The organism is Nonomuraea ferruginea (assembly GCF_039540635.1).
In the GTDB taxonomy this organism is placed as follows: Bacteria; Actinomycetota; Actinomycetes; order Streptosporangiales; family Streptosporangiaceae; genus Nonomuraea; species Nonomuraea ferruginea.
Genome location: NZ_BAABFD010000013.1, coordinates 200,534 through 222,235, shown reverse-complemented (window position 1 = coordinate 222,235; position 21,702 = coordinate 200,534). Strand labels below are relative to the sequence as shown.

Annotated in this window: 21 protein-coding genes; 13 read left to right on the top strand and 8 right to left on the bottom strand. The window is 71.5% G+C overall.

Annotation, left to right across the window (positions count from 1 at the left end; genetic code table 11):
* Positions 1-17: 17 nt before the first annotated feature.
* Positions 18-1,409, bottom strand: coding sequence for a sigma 54-interacting transcriptional regulator (locus tag ABD999_RS25035; RefSeq protein WP_219544060.1), 1,392 nt, complete (start codon positions 1,407-1,409; stop codon positions 18-20).
* Positions 1,410-1,581: 172 nt separating this feature from the next.
* Between ABD999_RS25035 and ABD999_RS25030 the strand changes: the two genes are divergently transcribed.
* The 3 genes from ABD999_RS25030 to ABD999_RS25020 are packed head-to-tail and all read left to right on the top strand — an operon-like array spanning position 1,582 to position 4,298.
* Entirely contained in the window at positions 1,582-2,754 is a 1,173-nt protein-coding gene (locus ABD999_RS25030; protein ID WP_148034262.1) for an FIST signal transduction protein, read from the top strand.
* Positions 2,751-3,689, top strand: coding sequence for an ROK family protein (locus tag ABD999_RS25025; RefSeq protein WP_271275796.1), 939 nt, complete (start codon positions 2,751-2,753; stop codon positions 3,687-3,689). The genes ABD999_RS25030 and ABD999_RS25025 overlap by 4 nt, the downstream gene beginning before the upstream one ends.
* Positions 3,690-3,743: 54 nt before the next feature.
* On the top strand, positions 3,744-4,298 hold the full coding sequence (locus ABD999_RS25020) for a zeta toxin family protein (protein ID WP_271275797.1): 555 nt from the start codon (positions 3,744-3,746) through the stop codon (positions 4,296-4,298).
* Between the two features lie 157 nt (positions 4,299-4,455).
* Here the strand turns inward: ABD999_RS25020 and ABD999_RS25015 are convergent, their stop codons facing one another.
* Together ABD999_RS25015 and hppD are read right to left on the bottom strand one after the other, a co-directional pair.
* Positions 4,456-5,886 carry a M1 family metallopeptidase gene (locus tag ABD999_RS25015; protein WP_271275798.1) on the bottom strand — a complete coding sequence of 477 codons (1,431 nt, stop codon included), beginning with the start codon at positions 5,884-5,886 and terminating at the stop codon, positions 4,456-4,458.
* Between the two features lie 93 nt (positions 5,887-5,979).
* Positions 5,980-7,089, bottom strand: coding sequence for a 4-hydroxyphenylpyruvate dioxygenase (gene hppD, locus ABD999_RS25010; protein ID WP_219544056.1), 1,110 nt, complete (start codon positions 7,087-7,089; stop codon positions 5,980-5,982).
* A 103-nt stretch (positions 7,090-7,192) separates the two neighbouring features.
* Here hppD and ABD999_RS25005 point away from each other — a divergent pair, with 103 nt between their 5' ends.
* Together ABD999_RS25005 and ABD999_RS25000 are read left to right on the top strand one after the other, a co-directional pair.
* Positions 7,193-7,678: an Lrp/AsnC family transcriptional regulator gene (locus ABD999_RS25005; protein WP_148029157.1), complete on the top strand. Its 486-nt coding sequence runs from the start codon at positions 7,193-7,195 to the stop codon at positions 7,676-7,678.
* A 101-nt stretch (positions 7,679-7,779) separates the two neighbouring features.
* Positions 7,780-9,897, top strand: coding sequence for a transglycosylase domain-containing protein (locus ABD999_RS25000; protein ID WP_271275799.1), 2,118 nt, complete (start codon positions 7,780-7,782; stop codon positions 9,895-9,897).
* A gap of 9 nt (positions 9,898-9,906) precedes the next feature.
* Here ABD999_RS25000 and ABD999_RS24995 read toward each other — a convergent pair whose 3' ends face one another.
* From ABD999_RS24995 to ABD999_RS24980, 4 genes are all read right to left on the bottom strand, one after another.
* Positions 9,907-11,859, bottom strand: a complete 1,953-nt coding sequence (locus tag ABD999_RS24995; RefSeq protein WP_271275800.1) for a thioredoxin domain-containing protein — start codon at positions 11,857-11,859, stop codon at positions 9,907-9,909.
* A gap of 35 nt (positions 11,860-11,894) precedes the next feature.
* Positions 11,895-13,154: a C40 family peptidase gene (locus ABD999_RS24990; protein WP_219544052.1), complete on the bottom strand. Its 1,260-nt coding sequence runs from the start codon at positions 13,152-13,154 to the stop codon at positions 11,895-11,897.
* On the bottom strand, positions 13,154-13,654 hold the full coding sequence (greA, locus tag ABD999_RS24985) for a transcription elongation factor GreA (RefSeq protein WP_148029161.1): 501 nt from the start codon (positions 13,652-13,654) through the stop codon (positions 13,154-13,156). Before greA ends, ABD999_RS24990 begins: the two co-directional genes overlap by 1 nt.
* A 108-nt stretch (positions 13,655-13,762) precedes the next feature.
* The gene (locus ABD999_RS24980) at positions 13,763-14,182 is read right to left on the bottom strand and encodes a DUF4307 domain-containing protein (RefSeq protein ID WP_148029162.1); all 420 of its coding nucleotides are present in this window, start codon (positions 14,180-14,182) and stop codon (positions 13,763-13,765) included.
* A 138-nt stretch (positions 14,183-14,320) separates the two neighbouring features.
* Between ABD999_RS24980 and mca the strand changes: the two genes are divergently transcribed.
* The 3 genes from mca to ABD999_RS24965 are packed head-to-tail and all read left to right on the top strand — an operon-like array spanning position 14,321 to position 15,724.
* Positions 14,321-15,205, top strand: a complete 885-nt coding sequence (mca, locus tag ABD999_RS24975) for a mycothiol conjugate amidase Mca (protein WP_148029163.1) — start codon at positions 14,321-14,323, stop codon at positions 15,203-15,205.
* 42 nt (positions 15,206-15,247) lie between these two features.
* Positions 15,248-15,430: a hypothetical protein gene (locus ABD999_RS24970; protein WP_261808297.1), complete on the top strand. Its 183-nt coding sequence runs from the start codon at positions 15,248-15,250 to the stop codon at positions 15,428-15,430.
* A complete protein-coding gene (locus ABD999_RS24965) occupies positions 15,431-15,724 on the top strand; it encodes a GNAT family N-acetyltransferase (RefSeq protein ID WP_148029164.1) in 294 nt (97 codons plus the stop codon). It begins immediately after the preceding gene.
* On the opposite strand, the gene ABD999_RS24960 is transcribed toward ABD999_RS24965, so the two are convergent.
* Entirely contained in the window at positions 15,710-16,861 is a 1,152-nt protein-coding gene (locus ABD999_RS24960; RefSeq protein ID WP_271275801.1) for a hypothetical protein, read from the bottom strand. The two genes, ABD999_RS24965 and ABD999_RS24960, sit on opposite strands and share 15 nt — an antisense overlap.
* A gap of 96 nt (positions 16,862-16,957) precedes the next feature.
* On the opposite strand from ABD999_RS24960, the gene ABD999_RS24955 reads away from it, so the two are divergent.
* The 5 genes from ABD999_RS24955 to ABD999_RS24935 all read left to right on the top strand — a co-directional run bounded on the left by ABD999_RS24955 (position 16,958) and on the right by ABD999_RS24935 (position 21,670).
* On the top strand, positions 16,958-17,491 hold the full coding sequence (locus tag ABD999_RS24955) for a hypothetical protein (protein ID WP_271275802.1): 534 nt from the start codon (positions 16,958-16,960) through the stop codon (positions 17,489-17,491).
* A gap of 214 nt (positions 17,492-17,705) precedes the next feature.
* The gene (locus tag ABD999_RS24950) at positions 17,706-19,511 is read left to right on the top strand and encodes a phosphoenolpyruvate carboxykinase (GTP) (protein ID WP_271275803.1); all 1,806 of its coding nucleotides are present in this window, start codon (positions 17,706-17,708) and stop codon (positions 19,509-19,511) included.
* Between the two features lie 113 nt (positions 19,512-19,624).
* The gene (locus tag ABD999_RS24945) at positions 19,625-20,515 is read left to right on the top strand and encodes a TIGR04222 domain-containing membrane protein (protein WP_271275804.1); all 891 of its coding nucleotides are present in this window, start codon (positions 19,625-19,627) and stop codon (positions 20,513-20,515) included.
* Positions 20,502-21,326, top strand: a complete 825-nt coding sequence (locus ABD999_RS24940; protein ID WP_271275805.1) for an MbnB/TglH/ChrH family RiPP precursor modification enzyme — start codon at positions 20,502-20,504, stop codon at positions 21,324-21,326. The genes ABD999_RS24945 and ABD999_RS24940 overlap by 14 nt, the downstream gene beginning before the upstream one ends.
* Positions 21,323-21,670 carry an SCO6045 C-terminal-like domain-containing protein gene (locus ABD999_RS24935; RefSeq protein ID WP_271275806.1) on the top strand — a complete coding sequence of 116 codons (348 nt, stop codon included), beginning with the start codon at positions 21,323-21,325 and terminating at the stop codon, positions 21,668-21,670. Before ABD999_RS24940 ends, ABD999_RS24935 begins: the two co-directional genes overlap by 4 nt.
* Positions 21,671-21,702 lie beyond the last annotated feature (32 nt).

Here is a 21,702-nt window from a genome sequence, read left to right as displayed (position 1 = left end):
CCGAGCCGGGATGCCCGTCATGTCCGGTAGACCGTGACCCCGTCGAGGTCGTCCTTCGACAGCCGGCGCATCAGGTAGAGGCCCTCCAGCGTGAACTCCAGGGCGGCGGCCGCGTGACCGGGCGACTCGTCGCCGGCGCCCATGCCCAGCCTGGACATGATCTTGGCCAGCCCCTGGACCGGGCCGATGCGGCGGAGCAGCTCTCCGGCCGGCACCAGCTCGCCCGACTCCACCTGGTTGCCCTCGGCGAACTTGTCGGTCAGCGGCGACAGGTCCATGCCCCCCAGCCGGCTCCTGAACGTCTCGGCGACGGCCCGGCGCAGCAGGTGGGCGAGGATCTCGGTCTCCCTGCCCTCCTCGCTGACCTCGAACTCCACCTTGCCGCGCAGGCTGTGGACGCCGGGCCCGAGGTCGCACACCCGCGCCACCGGCTGCTCCTCGCCGGCCAGCGCGGCCCGGCGCACGGCCGAGGCGGCGGCGGTCTCGGCGGCCGCGATCGAGAACCGGGCCGACACGCCCGACCGGGCGTCGACGGCGGTGGACTCGCGCACCAGGCGGGTGAAGCGGGCGATGGCCTCGACGAGGTGCTCGGGCACGTCCGCCCCGATGTCGGGCACGGACTCCTGGCGGATGAGCGTCAGCTCGTCCTCGACCGACGTCGGGTAGTGGGTGCGGATCTCGGCGCCGAAGCGGTCCTTCAGCGGGGTGATGATCCGGCCCCTGTTGGTGTAGTCCTCGGGGTTGGCGCTGGCGATGAGCAGGATGTCGAGCGGCAGCCGCAGGTTGTAGCCGCGGACCTGGATGTCGCGCTCCTCCAGCACGTTGAGCAGCGACACCTGGATGCGCTCGGCCAGGTCGGGCAGCTCGTTGACGGAGAACACGCCGCGGTTGGTGCGCGGCACCAGGCCGTAGTGGACGGTCTCCGGGTCGCCGAGCCGCCGGCCCTCCGCGATCTTGATCGGGTCGATGTCGCCGATCAGGTCGCCGACCGAGGTGTCGGGCGTGGCGAGCTTCTCGCCGTAGCGCTCGTCGCGGTGCTTCCACGCCACGGGCAGCTCGTCGCCCAGCTCGGCGGCCAGGGCCTGGCAGCGTCCGCAGACCGGAGCGTACGGATGGTCGTTGATCTCGCAGCCCTCGACGACGGGCGTCCACTCGTCGAGGAGGCCGGCGACGGTGCGGATGAGCCGGGTCTTGCCCTGGCCGCGCTCACCGAGCAGGACCAGATCGTGACCGGCGAGCAGCGCCCGTTCGAGATGAGGCAGGACAGTGTCGTCGAAGCCCACGATGCCGGGAAAGCGGGGCTCGCCCGCCCGGAGCTTGGCCAGCAGGTTTTCGCGGACCTCGGCTTTTACGGTGCGATGAACGTGGCCGCTCTCTCGCAACTCGCGCAGAATACGAGGCTGATGCACGGGATCGAGACTACGTCCCCCGGACGCGATGCGGCAGGGAGTTTCGCATCTGGTGGAGATATCAGGATCTCGGCTATTCCGTCACGGTTCGTATGCGTGCTCGGTCCGTTAGTGGGGAGAATCGGGCCTAGGGTACTTGGACCAGCAGAGGGAGGCGAGACGCGTGGCAGTGATGACAAGCCGCTTCGCCGACGGCCTCGCCGTGGACTCCGACCTGGTGGGAGCCGCGGAGAGGGCCGTGAACCAGGCCCTGTCGCGACTCAGCGGCCAGGCTGACCTGGTCTGCTTCTTCGTGTGCGGCGACGACCCCGACGACGTGGCCAGAGCGGGCGAGCGCGCGATGCGGATGGCGCCCGACGCGCATGTGATCGGCTGCAGCGCCACCGGCGTGATCGGCGGCGACACCGGGGTGGAGCTGACGCCCTCCGTGAGCGCCTGGGCGGCCACCCTGGAAGGGGCCGAGCTGACCACGTTCGCGCTGGAGACGCTCACGGCCGAGGACCGGTTCGTGGTGGTCGGGCTGCCCGAGCGCAGCCCCGACGACCACGTGGCGATCCTGCTGGCCGACCCGTACTCGTTCCCGGCCGACGCCTTCGTCGAGCGCTCCATGGACGTGCTCGGCGACCTGCCGCTGGTCGGCGGGCTGGCCAACGGGGTGCAGGGGCGCGGCTCCGTGCGGCTGTTCGCCGACGGCGAGATGTACACCGAGGGCGCCATCGGCGTCCTGATCAGCGGGTCCGTCAACGTGACCACCGTGGTCAGCCAGGGCTGCCGGCCGATCGGGCCCAACATGGTCGTCACCCGCGCCGAGGAGAACCTGCTGCTGGAGCTGGCCGGGCAGCCCGCGCTGTCCCGGCTGGAGGACATCGTCACCGACCTGGACGAGGACGACCGCGAGCTGGTCGCCGCCGGGCTGCAGATCGGGCTCGCCATGGACGAGTACGCCGAGCGCCACGAGCGCGGCGACTTCCTGATCCGCGGCGTGATCGGCATCGACCCGGAGCGCGAGGCGGTGGCCATCGGCGACATCGTGGAGATCGGCCGTACGGTGCGCTTCCAGGTGCGCGACGCGGCCACCGCCGACGAGGACCTGTACGACATGCTCGACGCGCACCGGCAGGAGCTGGGCAGGGTCGACGGGGCGCTGCTGTTCTCGTGCAACGGGCGCGGGTCGGCGATGTTCGGCACCGCCGACCACGACCCGCTGGCGCTGCGCGACACGCTGGGGCCGATCGGCGTGGCGGGCTTCTTCGCGGCCGGCGAGGTCGGGCCGGTGGGCGGGCACAACCACGTGCACGGGTTCACGGCGTCGGTCCTGGTGTTCTCCTCGGCGGGCGGAGAGTGATCCTGGCGGTCGACGTCGGCGGGACCAAGCTGGCGGCCGCCCGGGTGTCCCCCGAGGGGGCGATCGTGGAGACCAGGCGTGCGGCGACCCCGCAGGACGCGGACGCCGAGACGCTCTGGCGGGCCCTGCGCGAGGTGATCGGCCCGCTCTCCGACGGGGTCGCGGGCGTGGGCGTCGGCTGCGGCGGGCCGATGGAGTGGCCGTCCGGCGTGGTCTCACCTCTCAACATCCCCGGCTGGCGGGGCTTCCCGTTGCGTGCCCGGCTCTCCGGGCTGTTCCCCGGGGTTCCGGTACGGGTCCACAACGACGCCATCTGCCTGGCGGTGGCCGAACACTGGCGCGGCGCCGGGCGGGGCGTGGCGGACATGCTGGGCATGGTGGTCTCGACCGGCGTCGGCGGCGGGCTCGTCCTCGGTGGACGGCTGGTCGACGGCGGCACCGGCAACGCTGGGCACATCGGGCACGTGGTGGTGGACCCGGACGGCGGGCCGCCGTGCGGCTGCGGCGGCCACGGCTGCCTGGAAGCGGTCGCGCGCGGCCCCGCCCTGACCGCCTGGGCGCTCGGCCGCGGCTGGACCCCGGGCGATCCCGCGGCTCAGGGTGACTACCAGGAGGAGCGGGCCGTCACCGCGCGGACGCTGGCGGCGGACGCGCGGGCGGGCGACGAGGTGGCCGTGGCCGCCATGAGCAGGGCGGGCCGGGCGCTCGGGATCGCCATCGCCTCCGCCACCCACCTGTGCGACCTGGACCTGGTCACCATCGGCGGCGGCCTGTCACAGGCCGGGGAGCCGCTGTTCGGCCCGCTGGAGGAGGCACTGCGGGAGCACGCCCGGATGGCGTTCGCCCGCCGCCTGCGGGTGGTGCCCGCGTCGCTCGGCCAGGACGCGGGCCTGATCGGCGCCGCCGCCCTGATCCTCGCGAGCGACACGTACTGAGGGTTCGCCCGGTCACCGCTCGCGCTGCCGCCTTCAGCGACATGTACTGACGGTTTGCCCGGTCAGCGCTCGCGCTGCCACCCTGGTCGGATGCCCGCCGCTCTGCTGATCACCGGGACCGTGGGGGCCGGCAAGACGTCGGTCGCGGACGCGGCCGGTGATCTTCTCGCCGCCGCCGGGATCCCGCACGCGGTCATCGACCTCGACTGGCTCCGCCGGTCCTGGCCCGCCCCGGCGGACGACCCGTTCCTTCTCGAACTCACCCTGCGCAACCTGCGCGACGTCGCGCGCAACCACCTGGAGGCCGGAGCGCGACGGCTCGTGCTGGCCGGCGTCGTCGAGTCGCGGGACGAGCGCCGGCGCCACCAGGAGGCCGTCGGCGTAAACCTCACGGTGTGCCGGTTGCGGGTCCCGATCCCCGTCGTCCACCAGCGGCTCGCGCGACGCCACGAGGGTGACGGGGCGGGGCTGCGCTGGCATCTCGACCGCTCCGGCGCGCTCGATGACATCCTCGTGGCGGCCCGGGTCGAGGACGTGGTGGTGGACGCGGGAGAGCGCTCGGTGACCAGCGCGGCCGCGGCCGTCATGAAGGCCGTCGGCTGGTGCTGAGCGCGGCGGCGGCGGTCGCCGTGCCGACGCTGATCGGCACCGCGAGCGCGGCCTGCGCGGTGAGCGAGAACACCGCATAGGCCGGGCTACGCGGTGAGCGAGAACACCGACGGCACCGATCCACGAGCTGCGGGACGCGGGCAAGCCCGTCGAGTGGTCAGGCCGCCGGGCGGCGGGGCTGGAAGAGCCAGGCGTCGAAAAGGGAGTCGAGCTGCTTGCCGGACAGCCGCTCGGCCAGCGCCGTGAACTCCTCCGTCGTCACGCTGCCGTGCTCGTGCTCCGCCGTCCAGGTCTTGAGCAGCCGGAAGAACGTGTCGTCGCCGATCTTCTCGCGCAGGGCGTGCAGCGTCATCGCGCCGCGGAGGTAGACGGACTCGTTGAACAGGTCGTCGGGCCGGGCGTCGCCCGGTGGGTAGGACCAGATCGGGTCGCCCGCCGGCCGGTCGTGGCCGGCCCGGAAGCGCTCGTCGGCCGTGTCGCCGCCGGTGTGCTCGGTCCACAGCCACTCGGCGTAGGTGGCGAACCCCTCGTTGAGCCAGAGGTCCTCCCAGCGCTCGATGCTGAGGCTGTTGCCGAACCACTGGTGGGCCAGCTCGTGCGCGATGATCGACTGGTCGGGCCTGAAACCGCCGTACATGGGCTTGGTCTGGTTCTCCAGCGCGTAGCCCGCCGAGAAGTCGTCGACCACGCCGCCGGTGGACGAGAACGGGTAGGGGCCGAAGACCGTCACCCAGTGGTCGGTGATCTGGCCCGACCTCGTGTAGAGGTCGCCGAGCTCGCCGGCGAAGCGCGGGTCGACCGCCGCCAGGTTGCGGATGCCGCCCGGGGTTCTGCCCTCGCGGAGCTGGAACTCGCCCATGGTGGCCGTGGCCAGGTAGGTGACCATCGGGTGGGACTCGCGCCAGCTGAACGTGGTGCCGCCGCCGGCGGCCGGCTCGCGGCTCACCAGCTCGCCGTTGGCCAGCACGGTCACCCCGGCGGGCACCGTGATCTCGAAGTCGAAGGTCGCCTTGTCGGCCGGGTGGTCGTTGGCCGGGAACCAGGTCCTGGCGCCGTTGGGCTCGCACGCGACGAACGCGCCGTCCCCGGTCGGGATGAACCCGTAGGAGCCGAGATTGGACGAGCCGCGCACCGGCTGCGGCACCCCGGAGTAGGTCACCTTCACCGCGAAGGCGGCCCCGCGCGCCAGCGGCCGGGCGGGAGTGACGGACAGCTCGTCGCCCTCGCGGGAGAACGTGGCGGCGGCGCCGTCGACGGACACCCCGCTCACCTCGAACCCGCGCAGGTCGAGGTTGAAGCGCGACAGCGACTGGGTGGCCGTCGCCCGGATCGTCGCCTCGCCGTCGAGGTGCTTGCTCTCCGGCACGTAGCCGATCTTCAGCGCGTAGTGGGCGACGTCGTAGCCGCCGTTGCCGTCGAGCGGGAAGTCGGGGTCGCCGATGCCGGGCGCGCCCCGCGTCGCCCCGGCCGGCGCGGCGGTCCGCGGGGAGCCCGAGTCGGCACCGGTCGCCCCTTCGGACGGCCGGTCCGTCGCGCCGCACGCCAGCAGGCTCAGCGTGGCCAGCAGCGCGGCGGCCCGCTGTGTCATCGACCCCATGAGCGGGAGCGCCCCCTTCCGATCAGTGATCAGAAGAGTACGCTCGGTCAACCTCTGATCGCCACCCGCTCACGGGAACCCGGTTCAGAGGTTGCCCCTGCGCTCCTGCTCACGCTCGATCGCCTCGAACAGGGCCTTGAAGTTGCCCTTGCCGAAACCCAGCGAGCCGTGGCGCTCGATGAGCTCGAAGAACACCGTGGGCCGGTCCTGCACCGGCTTGGTGAAGATCTGCAGCAGATAGCCGTCCTCGTCCCGGTCGACCAGGATCTTGCGCTTCTTCAGCTCCTCGATGGGCGCGCGCACGGTGCCGATGCGGGCGCGCAGCTCGGGGTCCTCGTAGTACGAGTCAGGCGTGTCGAGGAACTCGACCCCGGCCGCCCGCATGTGGTCGACCGTGGTGAGGATGTCGTTGGTCGCCAGCGCGACGTGCTGGACGCCCGGCCCGCCGTAGAACTCCAGATACTCGTCGATCTGCGACTTCTTGCGGCTGACGGCCGGCTCGTTGAGGGGGAACTTGACCTTGCGCGAGCCGTCGGCCACGACCTTCGACATCAGCGCCGAGTATTCAGTGGCGATGTCGTCGCCGACGAACTCGGCCATGTTCGTGAAGCCCATCACCTCGCGGTAGAACGCCACCCACTCGTCCATCTTGCCGAGCTCCACGTTGCCGACGCAGTGGTCGACGGCCTGGAACAGCCGCCCCGACTTGGTGGCGGGCGGGGCCACGAGGGGCCGCGCGGGCGCGTAACCAGGCAGGTAGGGGCCGGTGTAGTTGGACCGGTCGACCAGCGTGTGGCGGGTCTGGCCGTACGTGGCGATGGCGGCGACCACCACCTTGCCGTGCTCGTCCTCCAGCACGTGCGGCTCGGCCAGCCCGCGGGCGCCGTGGGAGACGGCGTGCCGGTAGGCGGCCTCCACGTCGGGCACGTCGAGCGCGAGGTCGATCACCCCGTCGCCGTGCTCGGCCACGTGTCCGGCCAGGTCCGTGCCCGGCCGGAGGGAGGCACGGAACTCGAAGGTGGCGCCGCCGGAGCTGAGCACGTAGGCGGCCTCGTCGCGGCTGCCGTTCTCCGGCCCGCGGTAGGCCACCAGCCTCATGCCGAACGCGGTCGAGTAGTAGTGGGCGGACTGCTTGGCGTTGCCGACAGCGAAGACCACGGCGTGCATGCCGTTCACCGGAAAGACATCACTCATACCGACAACTCTCGATATACCTGGACGAGTTGCGCAAGAGTTGCTTGAATGAGTGGACAATCTGCCTAGCTGCCCGGCCCGTACCGCGGAGAATCTGTACATCATGACGATCGACGAACTGGACGCCCGGCTTATCGCGCTGCTGAGCGCGGAGCCGAGGCTCGGCGTGCTGGAGTGCTCGCGCCGGCTCGGCGTGGCCAGGGGGACCGTCCAGGCGCGGCTGGACCGGCTCATGTCCAGGGGGGTCATCACGGGGTTCGGGCCGGATGTCTCGGCCGTGGCGCTCGGCTACGACGTGACCGCGTTCGTGCTGCTGGAGATCCGGCAGGTGTCCGGCCACGACCCGGTGGCGCACCGGCTGGCGCACATCCCCGAGGTGCTGGAGGTCCACACGGTCACCGGCGGGAGCGACCTCATGTGCCGGGTGGTGGCGCGGACCAACGCCGATCTCCAGCGCGTCATCGACGAGATCGTCGAGGTCCGGGGCGTGCTCAGGACCTCCTCGATCGTCGCCCTGGACACTCCCGTTCCCTACCGGGTGCTGCCGTTGGTCGCCGATGTCCCACGCCGGGCGATGCGCGAGCCGTAGCATCACCCGAAGGGACGAGGCACCGTTATCGAGCGCTTACCCTTGACGTTCGCCCAGATGACGGGGGGTCGGGGAGGCGTGACCGGGTGGTGAAGACGGCGATGCGAAAACGGCGAGTGCTCCGTTGGCTGCTGATCGTGGTCGCGGCGGGGGTCCTGGTGCTGGCGGCGCTGTTCGGCGTCGCGTGGGCGCTGACGCCCATCCCCGACAGCACGCAGGAGGACGCGACGGCCCAGGGTTCGGTCATCTACTACCGCGACGGCAAGACCGTCATCGCCCGGCAGGGCATCGACCGCAGGAACGTCGAGCTGGCCAAGGTGCCCCGGCACGTGCGCGACGCCGTCATCGCCGCCGAGAACCGCTCCTTCTACGAAGACAGCGGCGTCTCGGTCAAGGGCACCGCGCGAGCCCTGTGGTCCACCGTCACCGGGCAGCAGCTCCAGGGCGGCTCCACCATCACCCAGCAGCTCGTGCGCAACTACTACAGCGGCCTGAGCCAGGAACGCTCGGTGGTCCGCAAGGCCAAAGAGATCATGATCTCGATCAAGGTCGACCAGTCCCAGTCCAAGGACTGGGTGCTGGAGCAGTACCTCAACACGATCTACTTCGGCCGGGGCGCCAACGGCGTGCAGGCAGCCGCCCAGGCGTACTTCGGCAAGGGCGTCGACGATCTCGACGTGGCCCAGGGCGCCTACCTGGCCTCGGTGATCCAGCAGCCGTCCCGGTTCGCCGACCCGGAGGGCGCCGACCTCGACGCGGCGAAGGCCCGCTGGCAGTCGGTGATCAGGGCCATGACCGAGACCGGCGCGCTCGGCGCCGACGAGGCGGCCGCGCAGCGCTTCCCCGAGCTCAAGGAGCCGAAGAAGCCGTTCCAGCTCAAGGGCCAGGCTCAATACATGCTCCAGCAGGTCACCGACGAGCTCAACCGGCGCGGCTACAGCGACGAGGACATCAACGGCGGCGGGCTGAAGATCGTCACCACGTTCGACAAGAAGCTCATGGAGGCGGCCGAGCGGGCGGTGAAGGGCACGCTGCCGCAGGCCACGCCGAAGAAGGTGCGCACCGGGCTGGCGGCCGTCGCCCCCGACACGGGCGAGGTGGTCGCCTTCTACGGCGGCAACCCCGACAAGTCCCAGTACGACAACGCGTTCTCGGCCAAGGTCATGGCCGGGTCCACCTTCAAGCCCTACACGCTGGCGGCGGCGCTGGACAACGGGCTGAGCCTGTCGACCAGGGTCGACGGCAACTCGCCGATGCGCGTGGCGGCCGACCCCGACCATCCCATCCCCAACGACGGCGGCCGCTCCTACGGCCAGATCGACCTGGTGAGCGCCATCCGCAACTCGGTCAACACCGCGTTCGTGGACCTGGCCCAGAAGGTCGGGCCGCGCAAGGTGGCCGCCACCGCCGAGGCCATGGGCATCCCGGCCGAGCAGCTCGAACAGCACGTGGACGCCGCCTCGTTCCCGCTCGGCGTGGCCTCGGTCAGCGCCGTGCAGAACGCCGCCGGCTTCGGCACCCTCGCCAACGCCGGCGTCCACATGGAGACCCACGTGATCAAGTCGGTCACCGACGCCGACGGGGTGAAGGACGTCGTCAAGCCCGCCGCCTCCCAGGCGATCGGCAAGGGGGCCGCCGCCGACGCCGTCTACGCCATGCGGCAGGTCGTCGAGTACGGCACCGGCACCGCCGCCCGCCTCTACGACCGTCCCGTGGCGGGCAAGACGGGCACCACCGACGACTCCAAGGCCGTGTGGTTCAACGGGTTCACGCCGCAGCTCGCGACCGCCGTCAACATGTTCCGCGACGACAACGAGACCGTGGACATCCCCGGCTACGGGGTGCAGTTCGGCGGCCAGCTGCCCGCCCAGGTGTGGCGGGCGTTCATGGCCGAGGCCATGGACGGCGAGCCGGTCGAGCAGTTCCCCGAGCCGCAGGGCGTGGGCCACGCGCCCGGCTACGACCAGCCGCGCGACCAGGATCGCGGCTGGCGCGACGACACGCGGTCCCGCGAGCCGGAGCAGTGGGACGAGGGGCCCACGGCCGAGCCGACCCAGCCGCCGTTCACGGACGAGGAGCCGCCCGCCGACCTGGAACCTGAGGACGACGCCCGCCGGTCCGAGACGTTCGACCAGGACTTCGGGCCGCCGTCCGTCGAGGAGTCCGTCCCCGAGCCGACGGCCGCCACCGACGGCGACGGCGGCCCGCGGTTCGACTGAGACCCGCCCTCACCGGCTCAGCTGGGCGCGCAGCTCCTCCGCGGTCGTCACCGGCAGCTCACAGGTGAACCCCCGGCACACGTACGCCGCCGGCGCCCCGCCGATGAGGTCGCGCCCCAGCAGCAGCGGCACGGCGTCGTCCGGGCCGGGCCCGGGAGCGACCACCAGGCCGGGGGAGCCGGACAGGTAGGCCTCGCGGTGCAGGGCACGGGTGCGCGGATCGCCGGGCGGGCCCACGACCGCCACCTCGACGGGCCCGTCGAGCGCCGCCCTGGCCACCGCCAGCCCCCATCCGGCGAACCTGGCGTGCTTCCCGGCCAGCACCGACACCGTGCCGAGCGCGGCGTGCGCCGCCTCCCGGTGGCGGGCGGACCCGGTCAGCGCCGCGTACGACAGCAGCGCCCCAGCGGCCGCGTACTGGCCGGAGGGCGTGGCGTTGTCCGTGGGGTCCTGCGGGCGCTGGAACAGCCGCTCGGCGTCGTCGGCGGTGTCGTAGAACCCGCCGGTGCCGTCGGCGAACCGGTCGAGCACGGTGTCGAGGAGCGTGCCCGCCAGCCGGAACCAGCGCGTCTCTCCGGTCACCCCGTAGAGCGCGATGAGCCCTTCGGCCAGGTTGGCGTAGTCCTCCAGCACGCCGGCGTTGCGCCCCGCCCGCCCGTCACGCGAGGTGCGCAGCAGCCTGCCGCCGTCGACGTGCACCTCGTCCAGCAGCACCGCCGCGGCCGTGGCCGCCTCCACCAGATCGGGCCGGTCGAACACCACGCCGGTCTCGGCCAGGGCCGCGATGGTCAGTCCGGTCCAGCTCGCCACCACCTTGTCGTCGCGTTCCGGACGTACCCGCAGCTCCCGCGCGGCGAGCAGCCGCTCGCGCACCCGCGCCAGCCGCTCGGGGTCGTCGGGCTCCTCCGGGAGCTGCAGCACCGACGTGCCGTGCTCGAACGTGCCGGTCACCTGGAAGACCCGCACCGCCCAGTCGCCGTCGTCGGGCCCCAGCACCTCGCGCAGCTGCTCGGGAGTCCAGACGTAGAACCTGCCCTCCTCGCCCTCGCTGTCGGCGTCCAGCGCGGAGGCGAAGCCGCCCTCGGGGGTGCGCAGCTCGCGCAGCAGCCAGCCGGCGGTCTCCAGCGCGACCCGGCGGGCCAGCGGCTCGCCCGTCGCGGTCCACCAGTGGGTGTAGACCCGCAGCAGCAGCGCGTTGTCGTAGAGCATCTTCTCGAAGTGCGGCACCACCCAGCCGGCGTCCACGCTGTAGCGGGCGAACCCGCCCGCGAGCTGGTCGTAGATGCCGCCGCGGGCCATCGCCTCCAGGGTCCTGCCGGACATCTCGCGCTCGCCCGAGCGCAGCAGGAACTCCAGCACCATCGACGGCGGGAACTTCGGCGCCCCGCCGAACCCGCCGCGCACCGGGTCGAACGACTCGCGCAGGTTGGCGAGAGCCTGCTCCAGCGTCTCGGCCGTGGGCAGCGGGCCGTTGGGCAGGGCGGTGCCGGAGTTGAGCACCTCCACCACCTTCGCGCCCTGCTTCAGCACGTTGTCGCGGTCGGTGGTCCAGGCGTTGTGCAGCCCCGTCAGCAGCCGCTGGAACTGCGGGCGGGGGAAGTAGGTGCCGCAGTAGAACGGGTGGCCTTCCGGGGTGGCGAACACCGTCATCGGCCAGCCGCCCTGCTGGGTCATCGCCTGGGTGGCGCTCATGTAGACGGCGTCGATGTCGGGCCGCTCCTCGCGGTCGACCTTGACGTTGACGAAGTGCTCGTTCATCAGCCGGGCGGTCGCGGGGTCCTCGAAGCTCTCGTGAGCCATGACGTGACACCAGTGGCAGGACGAGTAGCCCACGCTGACCAGCAGGGGCACGTCGCGCCGCTTGGCCTCCCGCATCGCCTCCTCGCCCCAGGGCCACCAGTGGACCGGATTCCCCGCGTGCTGAAGGAGGTAGGGAGACGTCTCACTACCGAGCCTGTTCATGAGTTCAGGCTCTCACACGGTCCTCCGGGCGCGGGTCAGCGGACCTTCGCCGCGGCCTGCGGGCTGACGCGGACGACCCCGGCCAGGTTGCGGGTGCTGACCGGGACGATCTTCACCACGTCGCCGGTGCGCGGGGCGTGCAGCATCTTGCCGTCGCCCCAGTAGATCGCCACGTGGGAGATGTAGCCGGGATTGGTCGGGTCGTGCCGCCAGAACAGCAGGTCGCCCGGGTGCGCCTGCGAGAGCGGCACCTGCGGGCCGGTGACCCACTGCTGGTGCGTCACCCGCGGCATCCTGATGCCGGCCTGGGCGAAGGCCCACTGCACGAGCCCGGAGCAGTCGAAGCTGTCAGGCCCTTCGGCGCCCCACACGTACGGCCTGCCCAGCTTGGAGGCGGCGGCCCGCAGCGCCACGGTGAGCTGGTCTCCGGTCATGAACGCCCCGGTGGGCCAGTCGCGGGCCTTGACCTGCGGCTGCGGCCGCACGGGGTTGACCAGGGCCGCCTGGGTGCCCTTGGGCAGCAGCTTGAGCACCCGGTCGCGGAGCCTCGCCGAGTCGGCCTTGGGCGCGCTGATGATCAGCGCGTTGTCTCGGGGCAGCCCGAGCTCGCGGCCGGTGTCCTTGGACACGACCGCGTCCACCGCGCCGAAGCCGGTGGTGGCGTAGGCGCCGATGCGCAGCGGCCCGGACGGGCCGTTGATCTTGCGGTGCAGGCTGAGGCCGCCGTCGTTGCCGAGCACGAACGAGACCGCGACGTCACCCGCGGCCACGTTGTTCCACAACGGGTCGGAGGTGGCCGTCACCTTCGGCGTGTAGGCGCGGAAGGTGGACGGCTCGACGGCCAGCGTCTGCACCCGCTTCCCGTCGAGCATGACGCTGGCCGCGTCGGCCAGCTCCATGGCGCGGATCCCGGACAGGCGGGCGATCTTCTGTAACTGCTTCTGGCTGAACGGCTTGCGCGTGACCACGAACACGTGCGGCTTGTGGAGCTTGCCGACCGGCGCCACCGGCCGCACGGTGTGGGCGTCGGCCATCAGGCTCTGCTGGGGCGTCTGGCGGGCACGTACGGGCTCGGCGGCGGCCGGTTCGTCGGCGGCCTCGCGGTTCTCCGTGAGCAGCAGCACGTCGGCCGTGAGGACCGCGACCAGCGTCACCACGATGAACGGGATCAGACGGCGGTGGTCACGGCGTCTGCGGGACCTCAGCAGGAAGCCGAGGTCCTGACGGATGCCGGAGCCACCGCGCGTGAGATCCGCCGGGCCTGGGTGGGCCCGGCGGTGCCGTTCGGGGTGCATCAGTTGCCGATGTAGGGCACGGCCTCGAGGATCTCGACGGTGTTCTGGCGGCCGTTGGGCAGGCTGTAGGTCGCCTTGTCACCGATCCTCTTGCCGTTGATCGCGGCGCCGAGCGGTGACTTGGGGGAGTAGACGTCGATCGGCGCGCCGCTCTCCTCACGCGAGGCGAGCAGGAAGGTGACCTCGTCGTCGTCGCCGACGAACCGGATGGTCACGGTCATGCCCGGCTCGACTATGCCGTCGGCCGCGGGCGGCTTGCCGGCGCGCGCGTTGTCGAGGATCTGGCGCAGATGGAAGATCCGCGCCTCCATCTTGCCCTGCTCGTCCTTGGCGGCGTGGTAGCCGCCGTTCTCGCGCAGGTCGCCCTCTTCCCGGGCGGCCTCGATCTTCTTGGCGATATCGACGCGCCCGGGCCCCGAGAGATATTCGTACTCGGCCTTCAGGCGGTCGTACGCCTCCTGCGTCAGCCATGTGACGTTCTCATCGCGAGAGTCGGCCACGGGTTCTCCTTGCTTGCCTAGGGGGCCCTGAGATCACTGAAGGTTACGTACGGTTGAATTGCGAAAGGCTAACAAGTCAGTCGCACGAACGCTTCCCCAAATGTCTCACTATACGAGATTGCAGTACTGGATGTGGACGGAAGTCGCCTCGGCGCTGGTGCCCAGGCGTTCCTTGACCTGCTTCGTACCCTCACCAGGCCGGATTCTTACTTCTTTGCTGCCCACTTCCACGTGGTGGACGTCCATCGCACGGATGCGGCACACCGCCTCGCGGTCGTCGGGCTTGCTCACCGTGAACGCGATCTCGGCCTCTGACGGCCCCCGCACGTGGAATGAGACTACCTGGGCGATCGCCCCGTTGGCGCTGCCGTTCATCGACCACATGACGTAGCCCCAGCCTCCGGCGATGATGGCCACGAGCACGCCGATGACGACGTGCACGACGATCCGGCCGCCTCGCTCGGGACGGTCCGGGAAGTCGTCGGGTGTGCCGAGAACTGGGCCGTTCCCGGCATCTCTGGTGGCCATGGTGGAATCTCCCTGCACTCCCTCGGCGTTATCCGAGACAATTGTCGCCCGCGGGGGTCATGCCCTCGCGACCGCCCAGCAGAAACTAGCCTCTGTGGGCGACTGATCGGTCCATGTGTCTGAGGAGACGTCGAGCCCGTGAGTGCACCGCTGAGGTTGATGGCCGTCCATGCCCACCCCGACGACGAGTCGAGCAAGGGCGCCGCGACGATGGCGCGCTATGTCCGCGAAGGCGTTGACGTCTTGGTTTGTACCCTCACGGGTGGTGAACGCGGCTCCGTGCTCAACCCCAAGATGGACCGGCCCGAGATCGTGGCCGACATCGCCCGGGTGCGCAAGGCCGAGATGGACCGGGCGCGCGAGATCCTCGGCGTGCGGCAGCGGTTCATGGGCTTCGTGGACTCGGGGCTGCCGGAGAGCGAGGAGGAGGAGCTGCCCGAGGGCTGCTTCGGGCTGCAGAAGCTCGAAGTCGCGGCGGCCCCGCTGGTGGCGGCCGTGCGGGAGTTCAGGCCGCACGTGATCCTCACCTACGACGACGACGGCGGCTACCCGCACCCCGACCACATCATGACCAACAGGGTGTCGGTGGAGGCGTTCGAGGCGGCCGGCGACCCCGACCGCTACCCCGGCACCGGCGACCCGTGGCAGCCGCTCAAGCTCTACTACCACATGGGCTTCCACCGGGCCCGGTTCGAGGCGCTGCACGAGGCCATGCAGGAGCGCGACATGGGTTCCCCGTACGGCGACTGGATCGCCCGCTGGGAGGACCGCCCCGCCAAGTGGGAGGTCACGACCCGGGTGCCCTGCGGCGACTACTTCCAGATCCGCGACGAGGCGCTCATGGCGCACGCCACCCAGGTCGACCCCGACGGCTGGTGGTTCGTCTGCCCGCGCGAGCTGCAGCAGGAGATCTGGCCGACGGAGGACTACCACCTGGCCCGCTCGCTCGTCGACACCGGTCTGCCCGAGGACGACCTGTTCTCCGGCATCCACGCCGAGGAGACGTCCCCGGCCTGCCACTGATCCGGAGGTCCGGGCACGACCCCCGGGTGGCAGACTGGAAGGGTGATGGTTCTAGCAGCAGGTGAAGTCAGCCCGGGCCTGCTCGGCTTCGTCGTGGTAGCCCTTCTCGGGTTCGCTCTCTACTTCCTGGTCAAGTCCATGAACAAGCAGATGGGCAAGATCGAGGTGCCCCACGAGCGTGACCTCGAGGACGAGGAGCGCGAGCTCGAGAAGAAGGCCGAGTAGATGTCCGAAGAGGTCGTCGACAACCCGGGGAAGAGCCGCTTCGAGATCCGCGTGGACGGGAAGGTCGCCGGGTTCGCCGACTACCTGCTGCTGCCCACCAAGGTCGTCTTCACCCACACCGAGGTGCTGCCCGAGTACGGCGGGCAGGGGCTCGCGGGCCGGCTGGTCGCGCACGCGCTCGACCTCACCCGCGACACCGGCCTGAAGGTCGTGCCCCGGTGCGAGTACGTCGCCGGCTACATCGAGCGCAACCCCGCCTACAAGGACCTGCTCGATCCCTCAGTCACCGGCTGACCAGGCGCGCTCCAGCGCCTTGGGCAGGCCCCACCAGCCGAGCGGCGTGAGCACGTCGTCCTCGTCCACGATGCCGAGCTGGGCCCAGAGCGCGACCACCGGCCTGAAGAGGCTCTCGGTCGAGGCCAGGTCGTCGGAGTCCTGCTCGTCGGCGTCGATGTCCTCCGACTCGGCGATCAGGCGGGCGATGCGTTCCGGCGAGGCGAGCGCGCCGGGCCCCATCCGGGCCAGCGCCGTCACGGCGGCGAGCCAGTCGGCGTGCTGGATGGCGCAGATGTGGGCCATCATCTCGTCCTCCAGGCTGACCTCGCCGTTCAGGTCGGCGAACTCCTCCAGCAGGTCGCCCTCCTCCGGCAGGTCCGAGACCGGCCCGGCGACGCCGGCGGCCACGGTCAGCCACAGCTCCACGTCGTCGTCAGGCATCGGCTCGCCCTCGAAGCCCGCGCAGGCCCGCAGCACGTTGCCCGGATAGCCCGCGACCGCCAGCAGCTCGCGCAGGCGGGTGACGGCGCGGTCGAGCTCGGCGATCGGCAGCTCGGGCTGCTTGACCAGCTCGCCCAGGATGCGCCGCAGCTCCGACAGCGCGAACTCCTCCTCCTCGTCCCAGGCCGCGAACAGCTCCTCGTCCTGCTCGTCGCTCACCGAGAACCCCGGCACCCGCCCGTCGGGCAGCGGCGTGGCCAGCCAGCTCTCCTGAAGCTCCTCGTACGCCCTGCGGGCTTGAAGATCGCCGGACGCGAGCGCGTCCGGGTCGATCTCGCCCGCGCGCACCCGCTCCTCCAGGTGGGCCACGAGCCGGTCGTGCATCTCGTGGGCTATCGGCCCGCGTTCGTTCTCCTCCGGCCAGACGAAGTAGCTCGGCGTCATCAGGATGGGTTCGGTGCCCGTCGACTCGACCCAGCGCTGCACGTCACCCACCGTGGCCGCGCCGGACTCGATGGCGGCGAGCGTGGTCCTGGCCGACTCCCAGAACGGGCGGGACAGCGGGTTGCCCGCGGCCATCATGGCCCTGCGCAGGTCGGGCAGCGCCACCAGCGCCACGCCCGAGGGCACGGCCAGCAGCGCCCTGGCCAGATCTCTGCGGGTCAGCGCGGCGGCCGGGCGGCCCGCGTGGCGGCTGACGAATTCCAGGTCCACGCTCCGTAAACTACGCCCCCACCCCCGGCCCCCGCACCTGCCAGGACCGTGTGGGGAAAGGGTGCTTTTTCCTCGCAACTGTGTAATGGTGATTACATGGCAAGCGACGATGTCACCGCGCAGGTGCGCGGATGGTTCGCCGGGCGGCTCCCCGAGGGCTGGTTCACCGGCGCGCCCGAGATCATCAGGGACCGCGAGGAGATCGCGGTTCTCGGCACGCTGCCCGACCCGCCCAGCGAGATGGACGAGGGCGAGCGGGCCGCGCTCATCGACGGCCTGATCGGGCGCTTCCGCGAGGAGACCAGGGAGCGGCGCGTCGAGATCGCCAAGGAGGCCGAGCGGAGGTTCCGCCAGAAGGTCTCCTGGGGCGTCACCTGTGGCGGCCGGGCTGTGATGTTCACCACACTGTCCGTGCCCGTCATGACCAGGCTGCGGCAGCCGGAGCGTCAGGTTCTCGACACGCTGGTGGCCGCCGGCGTGGCGCGCAGCCGCAGCGACGCCCTCGCCTGGTGCGTCCGGCTCGTCGGCCAGAACGCCGACACCTGGCTGGCCGAACTGCGCGACGCGCTGCAACATGTCGACCGGGTGCGGTCCGAAGGGCCCGACGTGAATTCCCGGAGAATGGACTAAACCATTTGCGGAATTGGTTTAGACCAGCCGCATTGGTATATACCAGTGGGCTGGCGAGTTCTTTTTAAACCCTGTCGCGATGGGTAGGGTCCCCCAGTCGTCAAGGCCGCTGCCTGCGGCGACGCCCGAGGCCAAGAGGTCTACGCCAATTGGCTTCCGGGTGTCCTCGTCGTTAATGATGAGCGAGCCCTGAGAGAGTGGAGGAGCCGCTGTCGTGTCTGTAACCGTGGAAGTTCCCGCCCCGACCAGCAACGTCGAATTGGTCACCTGGGTCAATCAGATAGCCGCGCTTACCCAACCGGACCGGATCGAATGGTGTGACGGTTCGGAGGAGGAGTGGACGCGCCTGACCAACCTCCTCGTCGACCAGGGCACGTTCACGCGTCTCGCGAAGCGGCCCAACAGCTTCTACGCCGCCTCCGATCCGAGCGACGTCGCCCGGGTGGAGGACCGTACCTTCATCTGCTCGGAGCGCGAGCAGGACGCCGGCCCGACGAACAACTGGATCGCGCCCGCCGAGATGCGCGAGACCTTCGGCAAGCTCTTCAAGGGCTGCATGCGCGGCCGCACCATGTACGTGGTGCCGTTCTGCATGGGGCCGCTCGGCGGAGAGATCTCCCAGGTCGGCGTCGAGATCACCGACTCGCCGTACGTCGCGGTGTCCATGCGGATCATGACCCGCATGGGCGACAGGGCGCTGCGGCTCATCGAGGAGCGCGACCATGAGCACAGCAGCTTCGTCAAGGCCGTGCACAGCGTCGGCGCGCCGCTGGAGCCGGGCCAGGAGGACGTGCCCTGGCCGTGCAGCACGACCAAGTACATCAGCCACTTCCCGGAGACCCGCGAGATCTGGTCGTACGGGTCCGGCTACGGCGGCAACGCGCTGCTCGGCAAGAAGTGCTACGCGCTGCGGATCGCCAGCGTCATGGCCCGTGACCAGGGCTGGCTGGCCGAGCACATGCTCATCCTCAAGCTGACCCCGCCGTCGGGCGAGGTCCGCTACATCGCCGCCGCCTTCCCGAGCGCCTGCGGCAAGACCAACCTGGCCATGCTCCAGCCCACCATTCCCGGCTGGAAGGTGGAGACCATCGGCGACGACATCGCCTGGATGCGCTTCGGCGACGACGGGCGGCTGTACGCCATCAACCCGGAGGCCGGGTTCTTCGGCGTCGCGCCCGGCACCGGCGAGGTCACCAACGCCAACGCGATCAGGACGCTCTGGGGCAACAGCATCTTCACCAACGTCGCGCTGACCGACGACGGCGACGTGTGGTGGGAAGGGCTGACCGAGGAGCCGCCCGCTCACCTGACCGACTGGAAGGGCCGGTCCTGGACGCCGGACAGCGGCGAGCCCGCGGCCCATCCGAACGCCCGCTTCACCACCCCGGCCTCCCAGTGCCCGACCATCGCACCGGAATGGCAGGACCCCAAGGGCGTGCCGATCTCGGCGATCCTGTTCGGCGGGCGCCGCGCCACCGCGGTGCCGCTGGTCACCGAATCGCTGAGCTGGCAGCACGGCGTCTTCCTCGGAGCCAACGTCGCCTCCGAGAAGACCGCCGCCGCCGAAGGCAAGGTCGGCGAGCTGCGCCACGACCCGTTCGCCATGCTGCCGTTCTGCGGCTACAACATGGGCGACTACTTCGGCCACTGGCTGAAGCTGGGCCGGCGCGAGGACGTCGTGCTGCCGCGCATCTACTACGTCAACTGGTTCCGCAAGGACGCCGACGGCAGGTTCATCTGGCCCGGCTTCGGCGAGAACAGCCGCGTGCTCAAGTGGATCGTCGACCGGCTCAACGGCGAGGCGAAGGCCGTCCCGACGCCGATCGGGCTGGTGCCCGAGACGCTCGACACCGACGGGCTCGACCTGTCCGAGGAGGACCTGCGCACGCTGCTCGGCGTCGACCGCGAGGTCTGGCGCGAGGAGGCCGCGCTGATCCCGGCCCACTTCGAGAAGTTCGGCGCCCAGCTGCCCAAGGAGCTGTGGGAGGAGCACCAGGCGCTGCTCGACCGCCTCGGCTGATCGATCATCGCGGCGCCGGTCGTCCCCGTGACGGCCGGCGCCGTCGCGTTTCCGCCTCGCCGGGAACTCCTCCCGACCGGTGGTCCGTCTATCCGGTACACGGGAGGTTCTTTATGGGGGCTTTACACTTCGTGCTGGCACTCGCCGGATGTGCGGTGATGTGCGGGGGAGTCTGGCTGACGGTCAAGTCCATCCGGCTCGACGCCCGCCGCGCCGGGCCCGGCCCCGCTCCGTCCGCCGACCTGGACGCGTACGAGCTGGCCTTCCTGGCCGGCGGGCCGTCGCGGGTCGCCGAGACCGCCGCCGCCGTCCTCATCACCGCCGAGGCGCTGCGCCTCGACAGGAGAGGCGACCTGCACGCCGTGGCGGGGGCCGCGGAGCCCGCCGCCGACGTCGAGCGCGCCCTGTTCACCGCCGTACGGGCCCGCCCCGGCGGCATGGACGCGGGCCGCGCCCTGCGGACCGTCGCCCGGGGGTCCGAGGTGGCCGGGCTGCGGCGGCGGCTCGTGAGCACGGGGCTGGTGCACCGGCCGTCCGGCATCGGCCCGGTACGCGCCAAGCTCGCTCTCCTGCTGGCCGTCCCCGTACTGGCCTGGGGCATGGCGGCGGCGGGGGCCGTCGCGTCCGTGCTCGCGCCCGACGGGTTCACCGGCCTGAGCACGCTCGCCATGGCGGCGACCGGCGTCGTCGGCTTCACCCGCCACGCCGGCGAGCGCCGCGCCCTGCGCGACGCGCCCACGTGGGCGGGCCGCCAGGTGCTGGAGCGGTACGGGCGAGAGACGCTGACGGCTTCCCAGGAGCGGCTCGGCCCCGCGATCCCGGTGGCGCTGCACGGTCTGGACGGGCGGGACGAGCCGCGGTTCACTGAGCTGGCCAGGTCGTCCCGGCGGCAGAAGGCGCCCGTGTCGAGCGGCGCCGCCGCGTGCGGCTCCCACGGCGACTCCGGCGGCGGGGACGGCGGCGGGTCGGGCTGCGGAGGAGGTGGCTGCGGTGGCGGCGGCTGAGCTGCCCAGGCTCGGGCTGGGGATCGGCTGGCGGGCCGAGATCGACCTGACCGTCGAGCGGCTGCCCGGGGTGGAGTTCGTCGAGGTGGTCGCCGAGCACATCCGGCCGGCCCGGCTGCCCGAGTCGCTGCGGGTGCTGCGCGGGCGCGGCGTGCCCGTGGTGCCCCACGGCGTCGGACTCGGCGTCGGCGGCGCCGAACCGCCTTCCCCCGCCCGGCTGTCCCACCTGGCGGAGTGCGCCCTGGCGCTGGACTCGCCGCTGGTCAGCGAGCATCTGGCGTTCGTCAGGGCGGGCGGTGTCGAGGCCGGTCACCTGCTGCCGGTGCCGCGCACCCGGGAGGCGCTCGACGTCGTCACCGAGAACGTGCGCCGCGCCCAGGACGCCCTTCCGGTGCCGCTCGCCCTGGAGAACGTGGCGGCCCTGTTCGGCTGGCCCGACGACGAGCTGACCGACGCCGAGTTCCTGGCCGAGCTGGTCGAGCGCACCGGCGTGCTGCTGCTCGTCGACGTGGCCAACCTCTACACCAACCAGGTCAACCTCGGCCTGTCCGCCGTCGAGGCGCTGGACCGGCTGCCGCTCTCGCGGCTCGCCTACGTCCACGTCGCGGGCGGCGAGGAGCACGGCGGGCTCTGGCACGACACCCACACCGCCACGGTGCCCGAGGCGATCCTGGACGTCCTGGCCGAACTCTGCGCCCGCGCCGCCCCGCCGGGCGTCCTGCTGGAATGGGACGACGCCTACCCGAGCGACGCCGCGCTCGCGGCCGAGCTGTCCCGCGTCGCCGCCGCCATGACGAGGATCCCCTCGTGAACGAGGAGCCGCGGCGGAGGCTGGCGGAGCGGCAGGGGCGGGTGGTGGCCGCCCTGGTGGCCGGGGGCGAGGTGCCGGAAGGGTTCGACGCCGAACGGATGCGGGTGCAGGCCTGGAGCCTGGTCGCCAAGCGGAGGAGCGTGGTGGCGAGGCTGCGTCCGGACGCCGCGGCGGCTGCCGGGGACGACCTGGCGGCGCTGTTCGCCGCCTACGCGGCGGAGCGGGCCGAGCCGCCGTCCGGCTACCGGGCGGACGCCGACGACTTCGCCGCCTGGCTCCGGCGGCGGGCGAGGACACGGCCCGCCGGTAGCAGACTCTGGTGGTCACGGCTGCTGCGTCGCTGACTTCCCGGCGAGACCATGGCATCAGAGCGCGA